Origin of the sequence: Agrobacterium sp. BT-220-3 (assembly GCF_025910175.1) — a bacterium.
GTDB classification, from domain to species: domain Bacteria; phylum Pseudomonadota; class Alphaproteobacteria; order Rhizobiales; family Rhizobiaceae; genus Agrobacterium; species Agrobacterium oryzihabitans.
In genome coordinates this window covers 61,429-81,256 of sequence record NZ_JAPAIX010000001.1, presented here as the reverse complement: position 1 = coordinate 81,256, position 19,828 = coordinate 61,429, and the positions used below count along the sequence as shown (strand labels likewise).

Below are 19,828 nucleotides of genomic sequence, written 5' to 3'. Positions count from 1 at the left end.
TGCAATACCGGAGTATGAGTTTGAGACATTCGGCGCCAAAAACAACGGCTTCCGAAAAGGCTGGTTTTGTCTTTTCGCCTGCATGGACGCGGAGCCTTTTAAAGCTTTCGGGCACGGCCTATACGCTTGCCAATCTGACCTTTTCGTCAGTCGTGCTTGTCGTTGCGCTGGAATGGATCGCCCGTGGTTCCCTCACGGATGTCGGCGCTTTCCTCACCTCATCCGCCCGCCCGGGCATCACTACCATTGCCGCCGTGCTGCTGCTGCTTGTGGCGCTGGATTCGATCCTTGGCCGTCGTTACCTGTCGCTGATCGCGGTTGCGCCGCTTTGCCTGCTGACGGGCCTTATCTCCGCGCAGAAACAGACCTATCTTTCCGATCCGCTTTACCCTTCCGACCTGCTGTTCGGCCGGCAGATCCTCGAGCTTCTGCCCACCATGCTGAAAGCCCAGCCGCTGACGGCCGTGCTGGTTGGCCTTGGCCTTTGCGCCACGGTTGCGGCCCTTGCCGCTCTCTGGCTGCTGGCACGCCGCCACTCGCCGGGCCTGAGCTGGCGTGAACGCTTCGCAGGACTGGCGCTGGCGCTGCCGCTTCTGGCCAGCCTCGCCTCCCTGATGGACTATTCGCATTATTCCTGGGTGCGCGATCGCCTCAACATCATTCCCATGATGTGGGACCAGCAGGAAAATTACCGCCATAACGGTTTCCTGATGGCTTTTGCCTTCAACATTCCGATGGCGAATGTCTCGGCACCGCAAGGTTATGGTGAAAACAGCATCGCCGACCTTACGGCGCAACCCGCCGCTTTCGCCGCCAACAAGGGCGATTATCCTGATGTCATCATGCTGATGAGCGAATCGCTCTGGGATCCGACCCGGCTTGAAAAGGTGAAACTCTCGGCAGACCCGATGCCGACCATCCGCGCCAAGCAGTCCGGCAACGTGTTCTCGCCGGAATTCGGCGGCATGACGGCGAATGTGGAATTCGAGGCGCTGACCGGCTTTTCCAACGCCTTCCTGCCCTATGGCAGCATTCCCTACCAGCAATATATCCGCCGCCCGGTGCCCTCGCTTGCCAGCTTTTTCCGCGGCGAAGGTTATTCCGCCATCGCCATGCATCCGTTTCAGGAATGGTTCTGGAACCGCAAGCAGGTCTACAGGAATTTCGGCTTCGAGGAATTCCGCTCGGAAGAGACATTGCCGCCCATGGAAAAGCGCGGCAACTTCGCCTCTGACGATGCGTTGATGGAAGAGATCATGGCGACGGCCGAGCAGGCCCGCAACCCGCTCTTCCTCTTCGCCGTCACCCTGCAGGGACACGGCCCATACGAGGCAGGCCGTTATGCCGCCGACACCATCGGCGTGGAAGGCGATCTCTCCCCCTCGGCATCGCAGGCGCTCACGACCTATTCGCAGGGCGTGGTGGAAGCTGACGAAGCGCTTCTCAAACTGATGCGCTGGGCCAAGAAGCGCGACCGTGAGACCATCATCGTCCTCTTCGGCGATCATCTGCCACCGCTTGGCCAGACCTTCGTCGAAAGCGGCTACATGCCCGGCATGGTGGCCAGCCGCCGCGCGCCGCTGGAGGTCATGAAAAAGGAACACGAGACGCCGCTCGTCGTCTGGTCCTCGAAAAAAGGCGTGCGCAAGAATATCGGCACGATCAGCCCGGCGCTGTTGCCCTACCATGTTCTGAAGACCGCCGGCTTTTCCGATCCCTTCTACACCGGAACGCTCGGCGAGGTTCAGCAGGCATTTTCAGTCATCGACCGGCACATGCTGGTCGGTACGGACGGCGAGGCCCTGCCCGACTGGTCCATCGCCCCGAATTCCATTCCCGACGTGGTGCGCGATTACCGCCTGCTGCAATTCGACATGATGTTCGGCGAACAATATAGCCGCGAGCGCTTCTTCCCCGGTTTCAACTGGGTCAATGAGGGCACGCCCTCCGTCTGATGTTTTGGCGTGGGACGCGTGAACCGCATGGTGGTGGAAATCGTTTGAATTCCATCGCCATGCGGGTTTATCTCGAAACCCGTACCGAACCATCCGCAAACGGAGAAACACCGTGACCGATATCTCCGATTATATCGTTTCGCATTTCAAGCGCTCCTCCCGTGAAATCGGTGAGGTGGAACGCCGCATTCTGGAACTCTCGCACCAGAAAAAGCTGGTTTCGAGCGACATCAATGCGGAGTTTTCGGCCGGTGCAAGTCTCGGCGACAGGCTGGCCGACAATATAGCCAAGGTTGGCGGCTCCTGGGGTTTCATTCTCAGCTTTTGCCTGTTCCTGGTGTTCTGGGCGGTCGTCAACACCATCGTGCTGGCAACGCGGGCCTTCGACCCCTACCCCTTCATCTTCCTCAACCTTCTGCTCTCCATGCTCGCCGCCATCCAGGCGCCGATCATCATGATGTCACAGAACCGGCAGGCCGCCCGCGACCGCTTCGAGGCCGCCAAGGATTATGAGGTGAACCTGAAGGCAGAGCTTGAGGTTCTCTCCCTGCATGAAAAGATCGATGTGAAGGTGCTGGCCGAACTTGCGGCACTGCGGCAGGACCTCGCAAGCCTCCACCACCATGTCACCCGGAAAGAGGACTGACAAAGGTAAAATTTTTCCCCAATTTTCCCCGCGTCGACAGGCGCTGTTATCCTCTGTTCAGTCCTGCCGGGTGGATGCCAGACGTGGCGCAAACCGGGGACGGTTCTGATGGGGACGGTGGCGCGTTCGTGACGACAGAATCATTTCGCAAAGTGCGGTGCACTGCCCTTTGCGAGATTCGGCATAGTGAAAGGCCCGGCTGCGCAACGCATCCCACCCACACCAACCCACTGAAAGCGCAGCCGGGCAATCGCCCAACGCACCCTGACAATCCCCCGTTCGGCAGCGCCGTGCGGGATGAAGTTGTTGGGTTTTAGAGCTTAGTGGACGGAGGCGCGTGTGGCTTTACCCCCCTCTGCCCTGCCGGGCATCTCCCCCTCAAGGGGGGAGATCGGCAAGAAGCTCTTTTACAACTCCATTCGCAAGCGTTGAGTTGGGCGAAGCCATGCCGCAGATCGATCTCCCCCCTTGAGGGGGAGATGTCCGGCAGGGCAGAGGGGGGTAAAGCTCCACGCACCCCCGCTCCGCTATGAATCGCACAACCTCCTGAAAGTTCACACCCAGTTACGAATCCGTCAGATTCTTGCGCTACAGATTGACGCAGGCGTTTGTTGCATTGCACTCTTGCGGGCAAGGCTGACTGGGGAATCACTCCCAATCGTCAAAATGGCATCACGACCATTTCGCGGCGACGCCACACCGGACACCACCGTTCGGTCAACGCAATGCATTCTACCGGGGTTTTTCATGCACCAGTTCGATCTGATAGTTGTCGGCAGCGGTCCGGCCGGAAGACGGGCCGCCATTCAGGCCGCCAAGCTCGAGAAGAAGGTTCTGGTCATCGAGAAGGGCAGCCGCGTCGGCGGCGTTTCCGTGCACACCGGCACCATCCCTTCGAAGACCCTGCGCGAAACCGCGCTCAACCTCACCGGCTGGCGCGAGCGCGGCTTTTATGGCCGCTCCTACCGCGTCAAGCAGGAGATCGACGCGGACGATCTGCGCCGCCGCCTGCTCATCACGCTCGATCACGAAGTCGAGGTGCTGGAACACCAGTTCGCCCGAAACCGCGTTCAGCACATTCGCGGCACGGCCAGCTTCGTCGACGCCAACACCATGAAGGTGGTGAAGAGCGACGGTGAAATCATGACCGTCACCGGCACCTCCATCCTGCTGACCATCGGCACCCGCCCCTACCGGCCGCCGCATATCCCCTTCGATGGCGAGGCGGTGCTCGATTCGGATGAAATTCTCGAAATCAAGGAACTGCCGCGCTCCATGGTCGTGGTCGGCGCGGGCGTCATCGGCATCGAATATGCCACGATCTTCAGCGCGCTCGACACGCAGGTGACGGTGGTGGAGCCGCGCGAAACCATGCTGGAATTCATCGACAAGGAAATCGTCGAGGACTTCACCTATCAGCTGCGTGACCGCAACATGAAGCTGATCTTCGGCCAGAAGGCGGAAAAGGTGGAGCGCGACGAGACAGGCAAGTGCCTGGTCACGCTCGGCAATGGCCGTGTTCTGAAAGCCGAGACGGTGCTGTTTGCCGCCGGCCGCGTCGGCGCAACCGATACGCTCAATCTTTCGGCCTGCGGCCTTGAGGCCGACAGCCGCGGCCGCCTGAAGGTCGATCCTGAAACCTTCCAGACCTCGGTGCCGAACATCTATGCCGCCGGCGACATCATCGGTTTCCCGAGCCTTGCCTCCACCTCGATGGAACAGGGCCGCATCGCCGCCCGCCACGCGGTGGGTGCCCCGGCCGGCGAACCGCCGCAATTCTTCCCCTACGGCATCTATGCCGTGCCGGAAATCTCCACCTGCGGCCTGACGGAAGAAGAAGTCATCGAACGCGGCATTCCCTATGAGTGCGGCATCGCCCATTTCCGCGAGACCTCACGTGGCCACATCATGGGTCTAGACAGCGGGCTCTTGAAGATGATCTTCTCGCTGAAAACCCGCCGCCTGCTTGGCGTCCACATCGTCGGCGAAGGTGCGACCGAACTGGTGCATATCGGCCAGGCGGTGCTGAACCTGAAGGGCACTGTGGAATATTTCGTCGAGAATACGTTCAATTACCCCACGCTTGCCGAAGCCTACAAGATTGCCGGACTGGATGCGTGGAACCGCATGGGTGAGCTGAAGAAGGATTGAGTAGAGTATTCAGCGGGGGGCAAAATGCCATAGGGCGCTTGCGGCAAGTTCGCAGCATCCCCACTCCGTCACCCCGGACTCGATCCGGGGTCCAGCCGGCCCGAGTCCCTGGGCTGAAAAGACTCTTCCCGCCGCGCGGACGCGCGTCGGCTGGATGCCGGATCAAGTCCGGTATGACGGAGGAGAGGTTTTCACCGCTACTTCCCCGTAGAAGTAAAGCCCGCCGCCGCCATACCAAAACCTCTGCGCCGTCATCCTCGGGCTTGACCCGAGGATCCATAGCGCCGGGTTGTGGATCCTCGGGTCAAGCCCGAGGATGACGGCGAGTTTTCAGCCATCCCACCACAGACGGAACCGCACTCACCACCGAATACTATATCGCGCACTAACCCCCGGCCGGAAATGGTCCGCATAACCCTGATCCAGCGTTCCCCGCACCGTCAGATTATCGCCGATCTTCTGCTCCACCGCGACACCGCTGCTGAACTCGTTGAAGCTGTTGCGGCTCGCGCCCGTCAGCACGAAGGCGGTGCCGGTTTCGGAGCGGGAAAGGCGCAGCGATTGGGAAACATCGAGGCCGTTCCACTGCTGCGCCGTGCCATCATAGCGAACGGTGAAATTGCGGTTCGCCTCTATATCCAGTTCGGGCGTGACGATGCGCTTCTGCTGCGAGGTCATGGAAACGCTGCTCGATCCCGTCAGTGCGTTGAAGATGACGCCGACATCGCGGGCAAGCGAGACGCCGGGCAGCTGCTCCGCCAGCAGCGTCACGTTACCCCAAAGCCGCACCGGCGTATCCACCACCTGCCCCGTCCTTGAGGCGTTCATGCCCATTTCCAGCCCCGCCCTGATCGGCGTATCGACCGGCAGCTTGGCGCCGATGCGCGCCGTATAGGAACGGTCGGAATTCTTGACTGGCTTCCAGATCAGCCCTGCCTCATCGGCATGGGCGGCCGTGCCGGTGACGGCAAACAGGGAAAACAACAGGGCAAAGCCCGTTCGTGGCGACATATCTTGTCCCCTGGCAAATTAAGGGCGCACCGGGAGAACCCGGCAGGCACGGTAAAAGCGGAGGCCAATGGTTTTGGCAGCGATGTCGGCCGCACGGAAGCGGCCCATGTTTCCTTCACGGCTGCACCCGGCAGCCAAGGCAAATCATGCTGCGCAGGGTGCCAGATGAACGGGAGATGAACAAGAGCAGATGCAGCAAAAATTCATGCTGCACCGCATTGTGATCAGGGAGCAGCAAAAAAAGTTTTTTGACGGCTCGATCCGTAAGTGCGTCCCCCACCCCTCATTCCTGTGCTTGTCACAGGAATCCAGCCGACGCGCGTCTGCGCGGCGAGAGACTTCTTTCGGCCCAAAGACTTGGGCTGTCTAGATTCCTCTGACAAGCACAGGAATGAGGAAGCGAAAAAACCGGGATGACGAGGTACGGATGTTTTCAGTCTTGCCAAATCTCAAAAACGAAAAAGGCCGCAGCTTTCGCCGCGGCCCTTTGTTCGATCAGCTGTCGCTGAAGAAGATTATTCGGCGTCGCCTTCAGCGGCCTTCTTCTTGGCCGGAGCCTTCTTCTTCGGAGCGGCTTCTTCGCCTTCAGCGGCGTCGTCAGCCTTGGCAGCGGCCTTCTTCTTGGCCGGAGCCTTCTTCTTGGTTTCCGTTGCTTCTTCGCCGTCGTCAGCCAGAAGCTCTTCCTTGGAAACGGTCTTGTCCGTTACCGAGATTTCGGAGAGCAGCTTGTCGATGACCTTTTCTTCGAAGATCGGAGCGCGCAGCGAAGCGGAAGCGCCGGGCGTGTTGCGGAAGAAATCGAGGATTTCCTTCTGCTGGCCGGGGAACTGCTGCAGCTGCTGGAACAGCGCGCGCTGCATTTCTTCTTCGGTCACTTCAACGCCGGCCTTTTCGCCGATTTCGGAGAGAACGAGGCCGAGACGAACGCGACGTTCAGCGAGCTTGCGATATTCTTCGCGGGCTTCTTCTTCGGTCGTGTCTTCGTCAGCAAAGGTCTTGCCGGACTGGGCGAGATCGGTGTTGATCTGGCGCCAGATGTTGTCGAACTCGGCGTCGACGAGACCAGCCGGCGTGTCGAACTTGTACATTTCGTCCAGCTGGTCGAGGATCTGACGCTTGACCTTCTGGCGGGTGACGTTGCCGTACTGACTTTCGATCTGGCCCTTGACGATTTCCTTCAGCTTTTCAGCCGATTCGAGACCGAGCTTCTCTGCCAGTTCGTCGTTGATTTCGACGGCAGCAGCAGCAGCGACTTCCTTGACGGTGATGTCGAAGGTGGCGTCCTTGCCGGCCAGGTTCGCAGCCGGATAATCGGCAGGGAAGGTCACGGTGATGGTCTTTTCATCGCCAGCCTTGACGCCGACCAGCTGGTCTTCGAAGCCGGGGATGAAGCGGCCGGAGCCGAGAACCAGTTCGGCATCTTCGGCAGCGCCGCCATCGAAGGCTTCGCCGTCAACCTTGCCGAGATAGTTCATGGTAACGCGGTCGCCATCGGCAGCCTTGCCCTTCTTGGCCTCAAAGGTGCGGGCGCTTTCAGCGATCTTGAGGATCTGCTCGTTGATTTCGTCTTCGGAGACTTCAACAACTTCGCGGGTAACCTTGATGCCGTCATTGGCCTTCAGTTCGATGGCCGGAATGATTTCATAGGCAACGGTGAATTCGAAATCGGATTCGGCCGACAGGATCTTTTCAGCTTCCTGCTCGTCTTCGGTCATGGAGATGGCCGGCTGCGTTGCAGACTTCTCGCCGCGGCTGGAAAGGATTTCAGACGGCTTTTCACGAACCAGCTCGTTTACGAGGTCGGCCATGATGGACTTGCCATACATCTTCTTCAGATGACCCATCGGCACCTTGCCGGGACGGAAGCCGTTGATGCGAACCTTGTCCTTGGCGTCAACCAGGCGCTCGTCCAGACGGGCCTTCATGTCGGCGGCCGGAATAACGACCTTGAGTTCGCGCTTCAGCCCTTCAGCGAGCGTTTCGATAACCTGCATTTTCCTAACCTTCACATCATGGCGGCGGTGCTCAGACAGCCGTTGGTTTACTTTCGAGCACTGCGCCGGAAACTTCGCTCCCCGGCCGTGGCTTCCATTATTTCTTCACACAAAGCGCCTGCCCGACGAAATTGCGCCAGCGCCCAAGATAAGGGCGCAAGGGGATGATGAACCCCAAAGCCCTTGCATCATCAAAGATGCACCCTGGCGCAAGCGTGGCACAGCCATGCTTTGCTAGTGGTGCGGGTAGAGAGACTCGAACTCCCACGCCGAAGCGTTGGTACCTAAAACCAATGCGTCTACCAATTCCGCCATACCCGCACGTTGGGCGGCGGTATGTCACAATGTTCAGAAAGGGTCAAGCACGCCTTGTCACCGCCTTTCGTTTCATCCGGACTTTTATTGGTCCCAGCTCCGGAAGTAAGGACCCCCGCCGCGCTTTTGCCCGCGCCGGAAGGGAACGGACCCGCGAAGGACAGGAAAACGGCCGCGCTCCTCTTGCCTCCGCACCGCCTGGCAGCAGCCGAAAGGACAGCCACGCCGCATGCGTGGAAGCACATAACATTTATGCGGCTACATGACATTATATATAGGGCGTTCCGCATGGGCTTCCGTGAGGGCCATGCGGAACGCCCCGGATCAGGGACCGTAACGGCCCTGCCCTGCCGCCGACATATTGTAATCACCCACGCATTCGCCCGATCGCACGGCTTTACATCCGCCCGATCGGATCGCTTCACCAAAAGCACACAAAATGGTCACAAATTATGCATGAATCGCCGCAATCGGGTCGATTTACGGGCTTGCATTGCATCCTGCGCATAGGTGGCATCTTGCATTGTCTGTTTTTGTTTTGATTAAACCGATTATATTCATGGTCATACAGACATCGAGTTCAGCCCCGGTCCAAAGCCTCCCAAGACTGGCCGTGGAGACTGAACAGCACGAAGAGGAAGATGACCATGAACATTGCACGCTCGCTGACCAACTGGCGCAAGTATCGTCAGACCGTAACCGAACTCGGCCGTATGACCGACCGCGAACTGAGTGACCTCGGCATTGGCCGTCAGGACATCCGCCGCGTCGCCCGTACCGCCGTCGGCATCTAATACGCCCCGCCGCTTGAATGCGGCGGATGCGAGACTACCCTTTCAAAAGGCCTGAGGCTCCCCGCCTCTGGCCTTTTTTCGTTTTGGGCAATGCCTTGAGATCGAACCAGCCCCCACACTCTGGAAGGCGCTGGAAGGAAACCGATCAAAAATGCATCGGCAGGCCGGTCGCGTAGCGTGATTTTGAGAGCCTGAAGGCGCCATCGACACTCTCTGACATCGAAAAAGGCCCGCTTACTGTCGCCAAAGGCCAAGAAGCCCTCCAAAAACGCCCGAAAGACAGGCATTTCCGCTCATATTTTGCTCAGATGATACTCAAAGCCGTAAAATTAGCCGACATAGTGCACAAATGCATGGCAGTAGCCTAAATTCTGCACTGCACAACATAGCTGAATGTCTATATATAAACCTCAACAGCCGAGAGCACAGAAACACTGAGCCGGCAGACGAATTCACAAAGAAAGATTGAGGAAACGACCATGAACCCTATCCGCATCGCAAAGAACTGGATCTCCTACCGCCGCACGATCAACGAACTCGGCAGCCTCTCCAACCAGGCTCTGAGCGACATCGGTCTGACCCGTTACGACATCCGTAACGTAGCAGCCCGTTCGTTCCGCTAAGGCGTAAACGGTCGTCCCGCTGCCCGACCTCCAGGGCGCGACGATCGAGCGACAGGTTTTAAGAAAACGGCGCCTCTGGCGCCGTTTTTGATTCTCGCGGTATTTGCGGGGAATTGGTTCTCCGTCGCGGCTTATACCGAGCGCCAAAGGCGACCGATAAAGTCTCGGCAGCGCGGCACATGTCTTCTCCCCGCCCGGGGAGAAAGTGGCCCGAAGGGTCGGATGAGGGGGCAAGCTCTCCACATCTCTCTACCCTCGCCCCCTCATCCCGCTGCGGCGACCTTCTCCCCGACCGAGGAGAAGAAACAAGCGGCGACCGCTCGTCCCACAAACGCTTGCCCATATCTCGGGCTTCGCCAAAACTCCGGCCGCCGCCTGCCCCTGGTTATCTCCCACCCGCAAAAACATTTGGCTGCCCCGGCCATGCATGCTAGTGCATCGGCAAACAATGCCGCGTCCTTCGGGGCCCGTGCAAAACAATCACTCGAAAGACAGCCGCCGGACGGGAGCCCTTGGCAACCGCGCGGCTCATGGACGCCAGCATGCAAGACAAGACCACTTCTCCCATTCACGTCGTGGGCGGCGGACTGGCCGGTTCGGAAGCCGCCTGGCAGATTGCTGAGAGCGGCGTGCCCGTCATCCTGCACGAAATGCGCGGCGTGCGCGGCACGGATGCACATAAGGGCGATACGCTGGCGGAACTGGTCTGTTCCAATTCCTTCCGCTCCGACGATGCGACAGCGAATGCGGTCGGTGTCATTCACGCCGAAATGCGCCTTGCGGGCTCGCTGATCATGGCCTGCGCCGACAGGCATCAGGTGCCGGCCGGCGGCGCGCTCGCCGTAGATCGCGACGGGTTTTCTGAAGCAGTGACGAAAGAGCTAGAAAATCACCCGCTGGTGACAATCGTCCGCGAAGAGGTTTCCGGCCTGCCGCCAAAGGAATGGGGCAACAGCATCATCGCCACCGGCCCGCTCACCTCGCCGGATCTGGCCGCAGCCATCCAGTCGCAAACGGGTGCGGATGCACTCGCCTTTTTCGATGCCATCGCGCCCATCGTGCATCGCGACAGCATCAACATGGATATCTGCTGGTACCAGTCGCGCTACGACAAGGTCGGCCCCGGCGGCACGGGCAAGGATTACATCAACTGCCCGATGGACGAGGAACAATATAACGCCTTCATCGATGCGCTGATCGCCGGCGATACGGTGGGTTTCAAGGAATGGGAAGGCACACCCTATTTCGACGGCTGCCTGCCGATCGAGATCATGGCCGAACGTGGCCGCCAGACGCTGCGCCATGGCCCGATGAAACCCATGGGCCTGACCAACGCCCATAACCCGACCGTCAAGGCCTATGCCGTCGTCCAGCTGCGACAGGACAATGCGCTTGGCACGCTCTACAACATGGTCGGTTTCCAGACCAAATTGAAATACGGCGTCCAGGCGGATGTGTTCCGCATGATACCGGGCCTCGAAAATGCGGAATTCGCAAGGCTTGGCGGCCTGCACCGCAACACCTATATCGATTCCCCGATCCTGCTCGACAACTCGTTGAAGCTGAAATCCCGGCCGGACCTGCGCTTCGCCGGCCAGATCACCGGCTGCGAAGGTTATGTGGAAAGCGCCTCGGTAGGCCTTCTGGCCGGCCGCTTCGCCGCCGCCGAACAGAAGGGCGAGGCCCCAAGCCTGCCGCCCGCAACCACCGCACTCGGCTCGCTTCTCAACCACATCACCGGCGGCCACCTCTCTTCGAATGATGAGCCGGGCAAGCGCTCCTTCCAGCCGATGAACATCAATTTCGGCCTTTTCCCGGAACTGGAACCCGGCTCCATCGTCAAACCGGAAGGCGTCAAGCGCTTCCGCGGCAAGGACAAGACGATCATGAAACGCCAGCTGGTTGCAGCGCGGGCGTTGAGGGATTGTGCGGAGTGGTTGAAGGAGGGCGAAGCCGCCACGACCGCTGGTATCGTTCAAAGCCCCTGATAGACATGGTATTGGAGCGCCAAGAGCAACTTACCCAATGTTCCCGTCAGCGGACGTTCCAGAACTTCCAGTCAGAATTGCCCTTCTGATACTTATAGTGCCGCGAGAAATAAGGGTTGACCGTCGTCACATATTGGAACTCGAGGGTCGTATTGCTGAGAAACGAAAAGAGCGGTCGATATTTGTAACGGCCCGAAATCACGATGACGGCCTCTTCCTCCTTGAAGTTCCCCGCCTTCAACATCTTATCCCATTTCACGTTTTCGGCGGAGCCGAAGAAGTTGTAAGGCGCAAATTCGGTGACGGCGACACCCCCCACCAGCCTGGCACTTCGCAAGGTCAAATCGAGCTTTTCGGGGTCGAGAGGCCGGCCGGCGGCGATGACAAAGGTTTTGACGCCCGTCCGAACACGCTCTTCGAATTCCGGGAAACGGGCGGACCAGCGGGCTGTATTGTCGACGACCGTTACGAATCGATCGTAACTCAACCAACCCCGACCGGTTTCGATCATCACCGCCAGAAGGACGACCAGCATTGGCAACAACAGGGAAAATTCCACGGCAGCCACGCCCGCGCGAGATCGCATCATGGTGGTGAAAATGGATTGCAACCGGACGACCATCATTCCGTCACCCGATTTGCGGTGATCGCCAGAGAGAGATTTTGCAATTGCGGCCGGTTACCCCCACCTTGGACCAGCAAACGGGTGGTGGGAAGAATGAATCGCCAATTATAACCGAGTGCCAGAAGATATTGCCCGGTCTTCCTGTCTGGCGCCTGAAACTTGTTTTCGATCGGAAACGTCAGCGGCGCGGCGGTGAAGTCCGCATCCGGGATGGGAATGAGCGCTATTTTCATATCCTTTTCCGTTGTACCAAGCAGGAAATTTGAGGCTATTACCCGCCTGAGCTCTGCCTCGGTGACCGCTTTCTGGCTTACCGCAGCCTTGCGCAGCAATTCCCCGCCAGCATTGGCCGCGGTCGCCAGATTGAGACTAAGCAACAGGGCCAATCCGACTTCGAAAATACCGAAGACCAGCAAAAAATAGACCGGCATCAGCAAGCCGAACTCGACGGCGGTTGCGGCCCGGATATCGGCGACGCAGGACCTGAGCAGGCAACAACAACGGAGGGAGACAATATTACTTCGGCGAGTCGACATACTTCACCTCGAAAGCCGTAATGATGCCGCCGATGCTGTCGCTTTTCCCGCCTGCGGCAATCGTTAGTTTGTAGACGGAATAGGTATCAACCGTGATCGAGTAGCTTCTGCGCTCCCAGAAGACCTTGTCCTCTTGACCCATTTGAATGATCTTCTTTTCAGGGCCTAATTGCGGGCGCTGGACCTGCAGGAAGATATCGATGTCGTTGGTGCCCCCATAGGCGTCGTTGCGGCCATTATACCAGACCGAAACCTCGTATTCTCCGGGATGCAGTTCAACAATTTTGAAAATGGAGCTGTTAGCGTCTCTTCTCTTCTGCCCATCCCAATTGCTGTCGAGTTCGACCACGTATTTGGTCGGCGGTATTTTCTGGACACTCAGCATAGATGCTTTCTGCGGGTCATCCGTCTTGGCCGGGCACTGGTTGGCTTGCTGGGAACTAGACCCGCCCTTGTCGTTTTCTTTCTGCTGGTCGACTTCCTTTGATTTGTCGTTCTTTTTTGTATCCTTGGGATCTGTCGATGTGGTGCCGCAAAGGGCAGCATCGCCCCTCTCAGGCTCCTCATAGCCTTGCCAGCCGTGTCTTTTGCGGCATTCGGCATTGCTCCAGTCCTGAAGCTCGATGCCTGGACCAGCACCGCCATCCCACCCAAGCTCTTCGTAGCTATAAACGCCCCAGCAACCGTTAGGGGTAGTGGGGCTTTTGCCGTGTTTGAGAATGCGGTTGGCACCATTCAGCACATCGAATGTGTTATTGACGATCACTTCACCGTCATAAGGATAGGGGGGAATACCGCCACACCGATAAGTCAGCTCGTAGTCCATCTTTTCGACGTCGAACATCCCACCCAACATCGTTTTGTAGGTGAATTTAGCGTTGATGTTCGTGGTCAACCAATCGATTTTCACCTCCCGGCTCACCACCTTCTGATTGGTGGAACGGATGAGCGCATCGAAGGTATCGAGCACGTTTTTACGGCGCGCCTCATCAAGGGGTACATTCGTCCGTGTCGGTTTCGTGGAGCGCTCGCAGGCTTGTGCGATCACCCGTTTTGACTGACTGTAATAGGCCAGCCCCCGGCCGCCTTCGAAAAGCATGCCGAAAGTCAAAAGGAAAACCGGCATGAGCAATGCCGTAATAATGGCGAAATTTGCCCGCCGATCCCTCAGAAACGAGCGGAAGCCATTCGTCAATGCGTTCAATATTCTTCCAATATGCAACATCTAAAACTATCGCTTTTCGTCCAACCGCCACGGATCACCCGAGTTCCTTCCACCCGGACAGACAAAGGCCTGCAGCCGGACGAAACACCCGGACCGCAAGAAAATAAATTCAGCAAAACCGCTGATGCAGGCCGCTCTCATGGCGGCGCGACACAAATGGCCGGAACCAATCGGGCTCAGGAGATTTAAAACATCTTCTCGGGCTGGCGGCTGGGGGCAACCGCAGGCCAATTGCATTCGTCATTCTATATGGCGAATTAAACACTGGATTCGTAAATTAAAGATCACTTCAAAATCAAAAATAATATGCAAAATCATATTCTTAATTCGAATATTTATAATACATTATTATCGAAAAAATGAATTGAACACGACAGGTAGAAATTCGATTGCAGGGACACAACTTCCCCGATCCGCGCTTCTTTGCAGCAGCTTTGAAAGGATCTTTCATTTTGTGTGCGACAGATACACGAAAGACCTCTTGCCCCTCCCGCCTAGCTCGGGCAAAAAGCCCTTTCCAATCATGAGACAACGCCAGGAGATCGAAAATGGACGTTCGCGCCGCAGTTGCCATTCAGGCCGGAAAGCCGCTTGAGGTCATGACCGTTCAACTCGAAGGCCCCCGCGCCGGCGAAGTGCTGGTTGAGGTCAAGGCGACCGGCATCTGCCATACAGACGATTTCACGCTGTCGGGCGCGGATCCCGAAGGTCTGTTCCCGGCCATCCTCGGCCATGAAGGCGCCGGTATCGTTGTTGATGTCGGCCCCGGCGTCACCTCGGTCAAGAAAGGCGACCATGTCATTCCACTCTATACGCCGGAATGCCGCGAATGTTATTCCTGCACCTCGCGCAAGACCAATCTGTGCACCTCCATCCGCGCCACCCAGGGCCAGGGCGTGATGCCTGACGGAACAAGCCGGTTCTCGATCGGCAAGGACAAGATCCATCATTATATGGGCTGCTCGACCTTCTCGAACTACACCGTTCTGCCCGAGATCGCGTTGGCCAAGATCAACCCGGACGCTCCCTTCGACAAGGTCTGCTACATCGGCTGTGGCGTGACGACCGGCATCGGCGCCGTCATCAACACCGCCAAGGTGGAGATCGGCTCCACCGCCATCGTCTTCGGTCTCGGCGGAATCGGCCTCAATGTCCTGCAGGGTCTGCGCCTTGCGGGCGCCGACATGATCATCGGCGTGGATATCAATCCGGACCGAAAGGCCTGGGGCGAAAAATTCGGCATGACCCATTTCGTCAACCCGAAGGAAGTGGGCGACGACATCGTGCCCTATCTCGTCAACATGACGAAGCGCAATGGCGACCTGATCGGCGGCGCGGACTATACGTTCGACTGCACAGGTAACACAAAGGTCATGCGCCAGGCGCTGGAAGCCTCGCATCGCGGCTGGGGCAAGTCTGTCATCATCGGCGTTGCCGGCGCCGGCCAGGAAATCTCCACGCGTCCGTTCCAGCTGGTCACCGGCCGCAACTGGATGGGCACGGCCTTCGGCGGCGCACGTGGCCGCACCGATGTGCCGAAGATCGTCGACTGGTACATGGAAGGCAAGATCCAGATCGACCCGATGATCACCCACACCATGCCGCTTGAAGACATCAACAAGGGCTTCGACCTGATGCACAGGGGCGAAAGCATCCGCGGCGTCGTTGTTTATTGATCAATTGATATGATCAGGCCCCGCCTTTGATCAGACAAACACAAGGGCAGGCGCGCGGGCGCGGCTGTCCTTCATGCAAATGTGATTGTCCTCCCGCACCCTGCTCTCACTGTGATTAACGGGACGGTAAATCTATCGTCGTAAGCCGATACTGCGTGGAGTTGAAAACGCTCCACGGGCCAGAACGACGCCAGACAGCGGGAGCGACCTCTGAGAATCGTGCCGATCGACAACGGAAACCGCGTCGCCGCCGTTGCGCTTTTGACGAAGGGTTTCCCGGAAAAAAGCGAGGCCTTCTGGTCTCGCGGGCTGTCGTTCGTCAGCGCACATCACGCGCGGCTAAATTTCGGCGAGATCGGGCAATTGCTGATGAAGGGCGATGATGCCGTCGGTGTGCTTTTGACGATCAAAAGCCGCCTGCCCGACGAAGACAGGATGGTCGTCAATCTGTCGAGCTGGTATGTCGAGCCTTCCAGCCGGTGGTTCGCGCCACGCATGCTGCAAATGGCCTCGTCCTCGCAGGAAGAAACCTTCACCGACCTCACCCCTTCCCCGGAAGCCTGCAAGCTGAACGAAAGGCTGGGGTTCTCGACGGTGACGGATTATACGCTCTTTTATCCGCTGCTGCCAAAGGCGCTGGGCCCGGCAAGGGCGCGGCTTCGCCCGCTTGCCGACGTGCCCCCGGGCGCGCTGCCGGCGGCGATGCGTGACATGCTGGAGGATCATGCGCGTTTCGGCTGCATGGTGGCGGTTATGGAGGCGGATGGACGTCATCATCCCCTGGTGTTCTTAAAAACCATGACCAAGCGGCTGCCCACCGCCCGCCTCATCTATTGCGAGGACAGACAGCTCGCGCAAAGGCACATCTCCGCGATCGCCCGCCATCTTCTTCGCAAGGGCCGGCTCGCCATGACCATGGCGGCCTCTGACGAGGAGCGCGACGCCGGCGGATTTGCCGTTCTCAAATCCGCGCCAATGCAAGTAAAAGGCGCATGGAACCCACGGTTTATTAACGAAACATACTCAGAATTGGTGTTATTGCCACCCTGGGTATTGGGACGCTCTTGAAAAGACCGCGTTGAACCTTGCCTGCAAAGAAGAAAAGGCGCTTCGGCCACTCTATCCCGAGAGCGCGAACGAGCGGAGAACAAGCATGGTTTCAGCGCAACTCAGGGAAGCGGATGTGTCAGAGACCATCTATTCCTACCTCTCGCAGCGTTTTCCGGCTCACGCACCATTTGCGGCCGATACGCAATTGCTCGAAGGCGGCGTGATCGATTCGCTCGGCTTTCTCGAGCTGATGATCTTTCTCGGCGAAGGCTTCGGCATCATTCTCAGTGACGAACATTTCACGCCGGGCAATCTCGGCACGCCGGCGGATCTGATCGCCTTCGTCATGCAGGAACGCCGGAAATGACACCCCACGTGCTGCTGCACCACCTGCTCACCGCGCGGGCTGAAAGCAGCGGTGAGGCGCTAGTCTTCAAAGAAAAATCATTGAGCTACCGCGAGTTTTCGCAGGCGGCCGCACGTTGCGCGGCAGCCTTGCAGGATGCAGGTGCGGAGCGTGGTGACCGCGTCGTCGTCTTTCTGCCACGCGGCATCGAGGAATGCTGGTCGATCTTTGGCGTGAGCATGGCCGGCGGCGTTTTCGTGCCGGTCAACGCGCTCCTGAAAGCGCAGCAGATCCGCCATATCGTCAGGGATTGCGGCGCGAAAATCGTCATCAGCAGTGCTGCGATGACGGATGAGCTGAAAGCGGCGCTGGAAGATCTGCCGCATGTCAAAGTGCTGCAGGCGGAAGATATGGATAACCGCCCGGCCGCGCCCGCCAAAGCCTCGGCGGCAATCGGCGAGGACCTCGCGGCGATCCTTTATACCTCCGGCTCCACCGGCTCGCCCAAGGGCGTGATGCTGTCGCACCGCAATCTTCTCGCCGGTGCGCGCATCGTGCGCACCTATCTTGAGATCACCGAAAAAGATCGCATCCTCTCCATCCTGCCCTTCAGTTTCGACTATGGCCTGAACCAGCTGCTGACGGCGGTGGAACAGGGTGCAACGACGATCATCTCCACCTTTAGGCTGGGCGACGATATCGTCAGGGATCTGCGTGACCATGCCATTACCGGGCTTGCCGGCGTTCCGACCGTCTGGGCGATCCTGACGAGAGCAGCGCCATTGCTGACGAAGACGCCGCTGCCGCATCTGCGTTACATTACCAATTCCGGCGGGCGCGTGCCGCAGGAAACCGTGAGGGCGATGCGCGAAAAGCTGCCGGACACCAAAATCTACCTGATGTATGGCCTCACCGAAGCCTTCCGCTCCACATTCCTGCCGCCGGAAGAGATCGACCGCCGCCCGACCTCCATCGGCAAGGCCATTCCGGAATGCGAAATCTTCATCGTCACCGCTGAGGGACAGCGCGCCAAACCGGGCGAACCCGGCATTCTCGTCCATCGCGGCCCGACCGTCTCGCTGGGTTACTGGAACCGGCCGGAAGATACCGCCAAGGTGCTGCGCCCTCACCCTTTCATTCCGGCTGAACGCGGCGGCGAGACCGTCTGTTATTCCGGCGATCTGGCGGTGGAAGACGAAGACGGCTTTTTCAGCTTCGTTGCCCGCAATGATGCGATGATAAAATCCTCCGGTTATCGCATCAGCCCGACCGAGGTGGAAGAAAGCCTGATGTCGACAGGCCTCTTCCAGCAGGTTGCGGTCATCGGCCTGCCGGACCCCTTTGCTGGCGAAAAGGTGCATGCCGTGGCAACCGCCGCCAATGAGAATATCGATGTTTCGACAGCGCTCAAGAAAGCCGCCGAAATGCTCGCCCCCTTCATGATTCCGCGCGCCATAGAACTGGTCGACCGGCTTCCGGTCACGGCCAATGGCAAGGTGGATTACCGCGCGCTGGTGCGCGAACGGACGGACAATGGCGCCCACGGATAAACCCCAAAGCCACGGCCCGGCCCTTGCCGCCGCGCAATTCGCAGTCAACGAAAACGATCTCGTCATCGGCGGCCTTGCGGTGCGCGATATCGTTGCCGAGACCGGAACGCCGTGCTTCCTCTATGACGCGAGCGCCATGCGCCGCGCCTATCGGGATCTCGCAACCGCGCTCAGCGGTTTTGCCGATATCTTTTATTCGGTGAAGGCCAATCCCTTGCCCGCCATCATCTCGCTTTTCCGCGAAGAAGGCGCCGGCGCGGAAATCGCCTCCGTCGGTGAATATCGCGCCGCCATCAAGGCGGGCATGCCGCTGGAAAAGATCATCTTCGCCGGCCCCGGTAAACGCGCGGCCGAATTACTGGAAGTGATCAAGGGCGGCATCGGCGAAATCCATATCGAAAGCGCCGAGGAAATCGCCCGCATCGAGGCAATCGGCAGGCCGGTCAAGGCCTCCATCCGCATCAATCCGGTGCCGGATGCGCAGGCCGGCGCCATGCGCATGGGCGGCAAGGCCACCGCCTTCGGCTTCGATGAGGAAGAGCTGGAAAACGTCCTGCCCTTGTTCAGGGACAGCAGACATATCGATCTCGTCGGCATCCATATTTACGGCGGCACGCAGATCCTCGACGCGGACATGCTTGTCTCTCAATGGAGACACTCGATCTCCCTTGCGGCGCGCATGGCGGAAATGCTCGGCAGGCCGCTTCAGACCATCGATCTCGGCGGCGGCCTCGGCATCCCCTATTTCGCCGGAGAAACGCCGCTCGATCTTGCAGCGGTCAGCGCCGCCATTCCCGACCTCAAGGCCTTGATGCAGGCGCATCCGCTGATCGCCGACGCCCATGTCATCGTCGAACCGGGCCGTTTCCTGGCAGGCCCCGGCGGCGTCTATGTGGCGGAAGTCAATTCGGTAAAGACCTCGCGCGGCACCACCTTCGTGGTAACGGATGGCGGCATGCACCACCATCTGGCGGCCTCCGGCAATCTCGGCCAGATCGTCAAGCGCAACTACCCCATCGTCACACCGGCCATGATGCAGGCGGATTACGACGAGACGGCAACCATCGTCGGCCCGCTCTGCACACCGCTCGACACGCTCGCCCGCAATGCGACCCTGCCGAATCTGAAGGCCGGCGATCTCCTCGCCATCCTGCAATCGGGAGCCTATGGCGCCAGTGCCAGCCCTTCGGGTTTTCTAAGCCATCCGGCGGCGAAGGAAGCGCTGGTGGAAGATGGTGCGTTTGAGGTGATTGGGCGCTGAGGATGTGTTGTCGCGAAACCCGTAGCCGGTTTCTTACGGACGCATATCTGGCTGCTGATATTGGAGCCTCCTCCAACCTCCC

16 protein-coding genes and 1 tRNA gene are annotated in these 19,828 nt (G+C 58.9%); 11 read left to right on the top strand and 6 right to left on the bottom strand.

Annotated elements, in window-relative coordinates; translation table 11 throughout:
* The first annotated feature begins 14 nt into the window (after positions 1-14).
* The 3 genes from OK142_RS00415 to sthA all read left to right on the top strand — a co-directional run bounded on the left by OK142_RS00415 (position 15) and on the right by sthA (position 4,752).
* On the top strand, positions 15-1,955 hold the full coding sequence (locus OK142_RS00415) for an LTA synthase family protein (RefSeq protein ID WP_444559599.1): 1,941 nt from the start codon (positions 15-17) through the stop codon (positions 1,953-1,955).
* 112 nt (positions 1,956-2,067) lie between these two features.
* Positions 2,068-2,601, top strand: a complete 534-nt coding sequence (locus OK142_RS00410) for a DUF1003 domain-containing protein (protein WP_003495745.1) — start codon at positions 2,068-2,070, stop codon at positions 2,599-2,601.
* A gap of 747 nt (positions 2,602-3,348) precedes the next feature.
* Entirely contained in the window at positions 3,349-4,752 is a 1,404-nt protein-coding gene (sthA, locus tag OK142_RS00405; protein ID WP_003495743.1) for a Si-specific NAD(P)(+) transhydrogenase, read from the top strand.
* 360 nt (positions 4,753-5,112) lie between these two features.
* Here sthA and OK142_RS00400 read toward each other — a convergent pair whose 3' ends face one another.
* The 3 genes from OK142_RS00400 to OK142_RS00390 form a co-directional block, all read right to left on the bottom strand.
* The gene (locus OK142_RS00400) at positions 5,113-5,763 is read right to left on the bottom strand and encodes a hypothetical protein (protein WP_003495742.1); all 651 of its coding nucleotides are present in this window, start codon (positions 5,761-5,763) and stop codon (positions 5,113-5,115) included.
* 515 nt (positions 5,764-6,278) lie between these two features.
* Positions 6,279-7,757, bottom strand: a complete 1,479-nt coding sequence (gene tig / locus OK142_RS00395; RefSeq protein WP_498680670.1) for a trigger factor — start codon at positions 7,755-7,757, stop codon at positions 6,279-6,281.
* 238 nt (positions 7,758-7,995) lie between these two features.
* Positions 7,996-8,078 (bottom strand) — tRNA-Leu (locus tag OK142_RS00390).
* Between the two features lie 641 nt (positions 8,079-8,719).
* Between OK142_RS00390 and OK142_RS00385 the strand changes: the two genes are divergently transcribed.
* The 3 genes from OK142_RS00385 to trmFO all read left to right on the top strand — a co-directional run bounded on the left by OK142_RS00385 (position 8,720) and on the right by trmFO (position 11,477).
* On the top strand, positions 8,720-8,866 hold the full coding sequence (locus OK142_RS00385; protein WP_065115811.1) for a DUF1127 domain-containing protein: 147 nt from the start codon (positions 8,720-8,722) through the stop codon (positions 8,864-8,866).
* A 479-nt stretch (positions 8,867-9,345) separates the two neighbouring features.
* Positions 9,346-9,489, top strand: a complete 144-nt coding sequence (locus tag OK142_RS00380) for a DUF1127 domain-containing protein (protein WP_003495735.1) — start codon at positions 9,346-9,348, stop codon at positions 9,487-9,489.
* Between the two features lie 530 nt (positions 9,490-10,019).
* Entirely contained in the window at positions 10,020-11,477 is a 1,458-nt protein-coding gene (trmFO, locus tag OK142_RS00375; protein WP_498681696.1) for a methylenetetrahydrofolate--tRNA-(uracil(54)-C(5))-methyltransferase (FADH(2)-oxidizing) TrmFO, read from the top strand.
* Between the two features lie 46 nt (positions 11,478-11,523).
* On the opposite strand, the gene OK142_RS00370 is transcribed toward trmFO, so the two are convergent.
* The 3 genes from OK142_RS00370 to OK142_RS00360 are packed head-to-tail and all read right to left on the bottom strand — an operon-like array spanning position 11,524 to position 13,863.
* Positions 11,524-12,102, bottom strand: a complete 579-nt coding sequence (locus tag OK142_RS00370; RefSeq protein ID WP_498680669.1) for a TadE/TadG family type IV pilus assembly protein — start codon at positions 12,100-12,102, stop codon at positions 11,524-11,526.
* Complete coding sequence (locus OK142_RS00365; protein WP_498680668.1) at positions 12,099-12,638, bottom strand: TadE/TadG family type IV pilus assembly protein; 540 nt, start codon at positions 12,636-12,638, stop codon at positions 12,099-12,101. Before OK142_RS00365 ends, OK142_RS00370 begins: the two co-directional genes overlap by 4 nt.
* Entirely contained in the window at positions 12,619-13,863 is a 1,245-nt protein-coding gene (locus tag OK142_RS00360) for a TadE/TadG family type IV pilus assembly protein (protein ID WP_498680667.1), read from the bottom strand. The genes OK142_RS00365 and OK142_RS00360 overlap by 20 nt, the downstream gene beginning before the upstream one ends.
* A 548-nt stretch (positions 13,864-14,411) precedes the next feature.
* Here OK142_RS00360 and OK142_RS00355 point away from each other — a divergent pair.
* The 5 genes from OK142_RS00355 to OK142_RS00335 all read left to right on the top strand — a co-directional run bounded on the left by OK142_RS00355 (position 14,412) and on the right by OK142_RS00335 (position 19,746).
* Complete coding sequence (locus OK142_RS00355; protein WP_498680666.1) at positions 14,412-15,539, top strand: S-(hydroxymethyl)glutathione dehydrogenase/class III alcohol dehydrogenase; 1,128 nt, start codon at positions 14,412-14,414, stop codon at positions 15,537-15,539.
* A 309-nt stretch (positions 15,540-15,848) separates the two neighbouring features.
* Positions 15,849-16,607, top strand: a complete 759-nt coding sequence (locus tag OK142_RS00350; RefSeq protein WP_498681694.1) for a hypothetical protein — start codon at positions 15,849-15,851, stop codon at positions 16,605-16,607.
* A gap of 85 nt (positions 16,608-16,692) precedes the next feature.
* A complete protein-coding gene (locus OK142_RS00345; protein ID WP_003495720.1) occupies positions 16,693-16,956 on the top strand; it encodes an acyl carrier protein in 264 nt (87 codons plus the stop codon).
* The gene (locus OK142_RS00340; protein WP_498680665.1) at positions 16,953-18,485 is read left to right on the top strand and encodes an AMP-binding protein; all 1,533 of its coding nucleotides are present in this window, start codon (positions 16,953-16,955) and stop codon (positions 18,483-18,485) included. Before OK142_RS00345 ends, OK142_RS00340 begins: the two co-directional genes overlap by 4 nt.
* A complete protein-coding gene (locus OK142_RS00335; protein WP_498680664.1) occupies positions 18,469-19,746 on the top strand; it encodes a type III PLP-dependent enzyme in 1,278 nt (425 codons plus the stop codon). The genes OK142_RS00340 and OK142_RS00335 overlap by 17 nt, the downstream gene beginning before the upstream one ends.
* The last annotated feature ends 82 nt before the right edge of the window (positions 19,747-19,828 follow it).